We start from the raw sequence: 6795 nt of genomic DNA, 5'->3' as shown, positions 1-6795 counted from the left end.
CCATACGCTCAAAGCCAATCATCAACGGCAACCCATCGCATATTCACCCTATGGTCACCGCCGCCCTGAAAGTGGTTTGCTGGGTTTGCTGGGTTTGCTGGGTTTGCTGGGATTCAACGGCGAACCACCGGATCCGGTGACCGGGCACTATTTGTTGGGTAATGGTTATCGAGCGTTCAACCCGGTGTTGATGCGATTTAACAGCCCAGACAGTTTGAGTCCGTTTGGCAACGGTGGTTTGAATTCGTATTCGTATTGTTTGGGTGATCCAATTAACCTATCTGATCCAGATGGGCATTCAGCATTTTCTAACGTACTGGCCGTACTGGCTGCTGTGCGCTGGCGACGGTTGGCGAGTGCACGGATAGCAGGAAGATTGGAAATTGCGAAAATCCAACAATCAGGAATGATTAAATTTAAAAATTCATATCCAAAAAACGCCCGTCTAAAGCCAGGTGTAACTCCTGAGCAAGCCATCGAGGCGCGTAATAGAGTAGACCATTTAGAATTTCTGGGAGGCGCTCAGCGCCAACGGAATAACAAATTCTTAAGCGATATGGATGCCGCCAAAAGAGAGGCTGTTTTCATTGAAAAAGAGGTTGGGATTCCCGTCGCGCAGAATGAAAATCTTAAATTGCTGAACTATGCCAAAGGTAATCTTAAGAAGGATGAAGTATTTTCATTTGCTAGAATATTTGGTGCGGCTAAAGGAAGATTTGACCCAACTGTACGAATGCATAACCGTCCCAGCGTCGAAGCAGCTCAGGCGTATTATAATGAGCTGGAACGCGCTACAAATATAAAACGATCATCGGCATTTGTAGATGAGGCTCAAAGAATCAGGAGTTTGAACTTCGATTGAAACCTTCACATGGAGTTGCGGGCAAGACTGCATCAGACACTACTAAAAAACCGCGCCCCCCCAAAGGCGCGGTTTTTTTCACCCCCTATGCTTACTTCTGCATCACAGTCGCACTGTTAGCCGAACCAAACTGCTGCACATTCGCCGTCTGTGTCATCCCGCTCTGGTTCACGCTGGTAATGTTGCCAGTCCCCCCCTGGGTCACATACGCCACGTTCATGGTGTCCGCCTGCTTGATGGTGATCATGTTGTCTTCGCCATACAGCTGTGTGGTGAACGCCTGGTTGCCGGTGCCTTCCTGGTCGATGTTGGTGGTGTTGTTGGTGCCGGTGCTGCTGCCCTGGGTCAGGTTGTTGGTGCCGCGCTGGTCGGCGATGAGGATGTTGTCGGTGCCGTTCTGGTCGAAGTACAGCTCGTTGTAGGTATCGGCCTGGCTGACCGTGGTTTTGTTGCCGGTACCGGCCTGGTTGGTGGTCATGATGTGGCCGGTGTTTTTCTGGGTGAAATTGGCGACGTTGCCGTTGCCGTTCTGGTTGACGGTGGCGCGCTGGTTGCTGCCGAACTGGCCGCCCATTTGCGTGACCGGGCCTTTCCAGTTGCTGGCGTAGACCTTGTTGTCGTTGCCTGTGGAAGTGGCATTGAGCACTTGGCCGGTGCCGGTCTGGTAGGTGAAGTGGATGTTGCCGACGCCCTGTTGATTGAGGGTCACGGTCGAGCCCAGGGACTCGAACTGGTCGGCATAGATCGCGTTGAGGTCGCCAACCTGGATCACCTGGGCCACGTTGTTGTCGCCGAAGCTCTGGTCGACGATGGTTTCGTTGGTCTGGCCGTTCTGGTCGATGGTGGTTCTGCTGGCGACCTGGGTGTCCTGCCAGACTTCGCTGCCGTTACCGTCGCCATACTGGTTGATGGTCAGGTTGCCGCCTTCGCCGTAGCGCTGGTCACCGTAGGCATAGTTGGTGCCGCCGGACTGATTGATGTCGATCTGGCCGTTCATGTGGTTGATCTGTTCGGCGGTGGCGTAGTTGGCAGTGCCGTACTGGATGATCACCGCGTTGTTGGCCGTGCCCAGCTGGATCTGTTCGATGTTGGCTTCGTTGCTGTCGCCATACTGATAGGTTGTGCCGGAAGAATTTTCCTGGCTGTCCTGGTAGATGAACGAGAAGTTACCGGTGCCTTCCTGTTGCTGCAGGATCTGGCCACCGCCGAACCCGATCGACTGGCTGGCATGGCTGGTGTTGGTGGCACCGGCCTGGTTCTGGATGATGGTGCTGTTGTTTTCGAACAGCTGTTCGGCGTAGCCGGCGTTGTAGTTGCCGCTCTGGTTCTGCTCGATGGTGCTGGTGGCGGTGTCCTGCACGGCGGCCGCATCGTTGCCCGCACCCGACTGGTTCTGGGTGGCGGTGCTGAACGGTGCCGAAATCTGCTTCACATCGGCGATGTTGGTGTCACCGAACTGGTTTTGGGTCGACACGCTGTCGTCGGCCAATGCTTGAGCACTGACGATGACCAGGATGGCGGCGGTGAGGGGCGTCAATTTGAACATGATGAAACCTCCAGGTGGTGCAGTGCTTTAGCGATACTGGGTGACCGATACGCTCATTCCATTTCCTGCCTGGGTCACAGCGCTTTGCTGACCCGTGCCGGCCTGGACAATGCTGGCGTCGTTGTTGTTGCCGTTCTGGGATATCTGCGCGCGGTTGTGGCTGCCGGTTTGGGTAATGGACGCGGCGTTGCCGGAACCTTGCTGGTTGATCAATGCCATCAGGTCGCTGCCTTGCTGCAGGATGTAGGCTTCCTGATTGCTGCCCGACTGCACGATCTGGCCGAGCAGCGACTGGCCGTTCTGTTGCAACAGCGCGACGTTGGCCTGGCCGTTCTGGTCGATCAGGGCTTGCTGGCCGACCGGGGGTGGCAGCTCGCCGAGGTCGGCGCCGGGCGCCAGGTCGTCGTTCTCCATCAAGTCGTCGGCACGCACGCCCGCGCCGCTGCAGAGCAGAAGCAGGCAGAGCAGGGCGGCGGTCGGCGTTTTCATGGCGTTGTCCTTTGGTTAGAGGCTTGCCCCATCAACCACTCTGGCCGATGGGGCGAGGGCTCAGTTCGAGATCACCTGCACCGTGCGCACAGTGCCTTGGGACGAGGTGATGGTGGCTGTCGGGTTCGCCGACGGAATCACCGTGGTCGAGTTGCTGACGGTCAACCTCCAGCGACCGGTCAGTGGCACCGTGGTGCTACCCAGGGTCACCAGCCCGGTCGGCGTGGTCACCTGGACGGTGATGGTGTTGCCGGTGGTCACCGATGAAGTCCCCGAGAAGTCCCAGTTGAAGCGGTTGTTGGAACGGGCCGTCACCGTGGCTGCCGTGACTGCGAAGGTTTCCGCGGCTGGCCGTGGCGAGACTTGCACCGTGACCGTGGCCGGTGTCGTCGACTGGGCGCCGAAGCTGTCCCGGGCGAAGTAGGTGAAGGTCGTGGTGAACGCCGTGGTGACCGTGGCCGGAGGGTTGTAGGTCAGGACGGTGCCGTTGCTGGTCACCGAGCCGCGAGTGGCCGGTGGTTGGGTGAAGCTGGCGATGGCGAGCGGCACGTTGCCTTCCGGATCGGTGTCGTTGGCCAGCACGTTGATCGGGATCGACACACCCAGGGTCGCAATGGCGTCGGCGACAGCCACCGGAGGCTGGTTAGGCGCCACGGTGATGGTCACGGTCGTCGCAGCGGTCGCGGCCAGGCCTTTGGCGTCTTGCGCCTTGTAGGTGAAGGTCGTGGTCAGTGGAGCATTGACCACCGCTGGCGGGGTGTAGACGACCGCTGTGGTGCCGCTCAACGCCACGGTGCCCTGCTCGGCGGCCGGTTGAGTCAATGCCGTGATGGTGAGTGGGGTGTCGCCGTCCGGGTCGTCGTCGTTGGTCAGCACGTTGAGGGTGATCGGTACGCCGAAGGTGGTGCTACCGCTGTCGGCAACGCCCACCGGTGCCTGGTTCTCACCGGTATCCGGTGCCGTACCGACGACCACCACGGGCTCGGTATCGTTACCGCCCGAAGCCGATTTGATGGTCACGGTGGCCGGTGGCTGGGACAGGTCGGCGACGGTCAGGCGTTGCAGGGTACCGGACTTGGTCAGCCGTCCGTAGCCCTGGGCAACCATGTCCGGCACCACCACTTCGTCAGACGAGGTGGCTTCGATCAGCAGGCTGCGATTGTCCCAGCTGTAGCGCGCGGTCTGGACTTTCACCACGTCGGAGACTTTGCTCGATACTGCCGTCGGCCGGGTGGTGCCACTCGGATCGGTAGCAGTGAGCACCACCACCGGAGGCACGGTGGTACCCGTCAGGCGATGGCCGAAGAACAGACCGGTGTTGTCGCCGAGCATGCTGGTCAGGCACGGCGTCTGTGGTGGGCCGGGAACCAGGGCCACGGTTTCACGGAAGCACAGGCTCGATCCGTTGACCGATTTGCCGAACACTTCTACCCGGGTACTGCTGGTGCCCGGACCTGTAGACGTGCGGCGGTAAGTGGCGCGGCTAATTTCCGCCGGGGTTTGCGCACGGCTGTCGAGGACCTTGCCGGATACGGTGAAGAGGTTGGTCTGGATAGTCCCGGCCGGACCCTGGATACGCAGGAAGTTGGTGTTGTTGGGGCTGCCGGTGACGGCCTCTGTAAGGTTCGGATCGCCGACAAAAGTCTCGATGGCGCCGGTGTCCGGGTTCACTTCGGTGTACGGTCCGTTGACGCTGCGCAGGAATGGCCCGACCTCCCCGTTGAGGGCACCGGAGAAGTTGCCCGGTGCGCCGATGCCGATGTCACGGGTGATGTTGATTGCCCGACGGCCCGGTGCGGTGACGTTGACCGTTTCCACGCCGTACGGGTGGGTGATGGTGTAGACACCGGCCACTGGCACGTTCACCCGCAGACGAATCCGCGCGAAACTTGCCTGGTCGCCGTCGATAGGGTTCTCGGACGCGAATGCCGCTTCGATCCCGGCGACGTAGGCATCCACGCCGTAGCCGCCGACATCGTTGATGCTGGTCTCGGCAAGGTACCAGAAGGTTTCCGGTGGCCAGTTATCCGGGAACACCATCGGCAGGGTGTCGTCATAAACTCCGGGTTCCGGATTCAGGATGCACATGTAGGCAGGCGCGCCGGGAGCGCCAGGTGACCGCGAACTCGTCGCCCGCGACTGGCACAGTTCCAGCGACAGCAGATTGTTGTCCTGATACCACATGGGGAATTTCCCCGTGGCAAAGGTGTAGGGGCCGGGGTCGACGGCAGCGAGTTGCGCGAATGCACTGCCGGACAACGATAGAGTCAGTCCCAGGGCGTTGAGCGCCAGGCGTGGCAATTTGTTCATGATGCCTCCTGATGAGGATCTGGGCATATGTGCGTTCATTGCACGACGACCACTTCTTCGGTATCGCTGCCGCCATTGGATGACGTCACTCGAACCTTGGCCGGTGGAATCGGCGTGATGCCGGTCGACAGGGATTTCACTGCACCATCGCCACTGAGAGAGCCGATGGCGACCCCGGTGCCGGAGGTGGCGGTAAGGACCGGTGGCGATGTTTCATCGCTGGTCGAGGCCACGATGGTGATCTGCCCGCTGCTCAGGCTGTACTGGGCCTGTGAGATCACCACCAGGTCGGTCAGCGGCAGGGACAGCGTGGTCGGCGTGCTGGTGGGAATGGCCAGGTGATTGTCGGCGGTTACCACAAGGGTGCTCGGTAACGTCGGGTTGGTGGCGGACTGGGCGTACCAGTGGCCGGTGGTGTCGGCTTCGGTCAGGTTCAGCACCGGGCTGTTGCTGTCCAGGGTCACGGTGGCCGGTGGCGGTGGCGCCATCACGAACACATCCTGTTGCGCCACCGGTGCGCTTTCACCGGCTTTACGGGAGTACGTGCTGCGCTCGGCAATGATCGGAGTGGGGCGGACCACCGTCGACAACTTGCCGGAAATGGTCATCACCGTCGTGCGCAAATCCAGTCCATTAGGGCCTTCAATGCGGATGTAGTTGGTATTGAAAGGGCTGCCGGTGAAGGCCTCGGCCAGGTTTGGATCGCCGATGAATTGATCGGGCGCACCCGTGACCGGGTTGATCTCGGTGTAGGGACCGTTGACGCTGCGCAGGAACGGACCAATGTCACTTCTGAGCGCGCCGTCGTAGGTTTTCGGCGAGCCGATGCCGATGTCGCGAGTCATGTTGATCGCGCGGTCTCCACCTGCGGGAACGTCAAATATGTCGACGCCGTAGGGGTGGGTGATGGTGTAGACACCGGCAGTGGGCACATCGACCCGAATGCGGATTCGGCCAAAACTGACCTGGTCGCCTTCTTTCACCTCTTCCGCGGCGAAGGCGGCTTCGATGGCACTGACAAAAGTCAGGTCGATGCCCCGGGCTGCATCCACGATTGAGCCCTCGCCGGTAAACCAGAACGTTTCATCGGGAAAGTTGCTTGGGAAAACGATGGGCTGCGTGTCGTCGAAAACGCCGGGAGCCGGATTCAAAACGCACATGTAGGTCGGCGCGCCGGGTGCACTTGGAACCCTGGAACTGACAGCTTTTGACAGGCATAAGTCGAGGGTTCGGCCATGCGTGTCCTGATACCAGGACGCGAAGCCACCGGTGGCTGGCAGGTAAGGGCCAGGATCTACAGCAAACAACGCGGCCTGGGCAGAACCTTGGGCCAGCGCACTCACGATCAGGGCGATCGCGCTTTTGGACAGTAAAGGGTGCATGAGTATTCCCTCTATCAGAGTACCTGCCCCTTGGATATGGGTCAGTTGGGAGGTCTTCGGCAACTCCCATGCCAACCGTCGAAAATGTCGGTGCGAGGCCCGGTACACAGGCGTTTGCGACGCGCTCGCGGATGGAACGGCAAATGCCCGGGCGGGCCTCTTTCCCCAGCATTGGGGGTAGATCGGGGCAGCGGGGGGAGTGGGGA

The 6795-nt window shown here is 60.1% G+C and carries 5 protein-coding genes; 1 reads left to right on the top strand and 4 read right to left on the bottom strand.

Translation table 11 applies throughout. The annotated features are described in order from the left end of the window. A partial coding sequence (locus SOP95_RS31115) for an RHS repeat-associated core domain-containing protein (RefSeq protein ID WP_323609471.1) occupies positions 1–862 on the top strand: 862 nt, incomplete at its 5' end. Positions 863–953: 91 nt separating this feature from the next. Here the strand turns inward: SOP95_RS31115 and SOP95_RS31110 are convergent. From SOP95_RS31110 to SOP95_RS31095, 4 genes are read right to left on the bottom strand one after another with little or no spacing between them, the layout of a single operon-like run. Next, positions 954–2408 carry a curlin gene (locus SOP95_RS31110; RefSeq protein WP_323609470.1) on the bottom strand — a complete coding sequence of 485 codons (1455 nt, stop codon included), beginning with the start codon at positions 2406–2408 and terminating at the stop codon, positions 954–956. A 27-nt stretch (positions 2409–2435) separates the two neighbouring features. Next, a complete protein-coding gene (locus tag SOP95_RS31105; protein ID WP_323609469.1) occupies positions 2436–2897 on the bottom strand; it encodes a curlin in 462 nt (153 codons plus the stop codon). Between the two features lie 60 nt (positions 2898–2957). Further along, positions 2958–5207 carry an Ig-like domain-containing protein gene (locus tag SOP95_RS31100; protein WP_323609468.1) on the bottom strand — a complete coding sequence of 750 codons (2250 nt, stop codon included), beginning with the start codon at positions 5205–5207 and terminating at the stop codon, positions 2958–2960. A gap of 35 nt (positions 5208–5242) precedes the next feature. Beyond that, on the bottom strand, positions 5243–6589 hold the full coding sequence (locus SOP95_RS31095) for a hypothetical protein (protein ID WP_274076852.1): 1347 nt from the start codon (positions 6587–6589) through the stop codon (positions 5243–5245). Between the last annotated feature and the right edge of the window lie 206 nt (positions 6590–6795).

Source organism: Pseudomonas sp. YuFO8 (assembly GCF_035065025.1).
Taxonomy (GTDB): domain Bacteria; phylum Pseudomonadota; class Gammaproteobacteria; order Pseudomonadales; family Pseudomonadaceae; genus Aquipseudomonas; species Aquipseudomonas putida_AE.
Note: the sequence above shows the minus strand (reverse complement) of the source record. Positions and strands in the feature narration are given on the sequence as shown.

Bases quoted from the DNA above. Each gene is read 5' to 3' on its own strand.
- SOP95_RS31095 (WP_274076852.1), bottom strand. From the start codon at position 6,589: ATGCACCCTTTACTGTCCAAAAGCGCGATCGCCCTGATCGTGAGTGCG.
- SOP95_RS31105 (WP_323609469.1), bottom strand. From the start codon at position 2,897: ATGAAAACGCCGACCGCCGCCCTGCTCTGCCTGCTTCTGCTCTGCAGC.
- SOP95_RS31110 (WP_323609470.1), bottom strand. From the start codon at position 2,408: ATGTTCAAATTGACGCCCCTCACCGCCGCCATCCTGGTCATCGTCAGT.
- SOP95_RS31100 (WP_323609468.1), bottom strand. From the start codon at position 5,207: ATGAACAAATTGCCACGCCTGGCGCTCAACGCCCTGGGACTGACTCTA.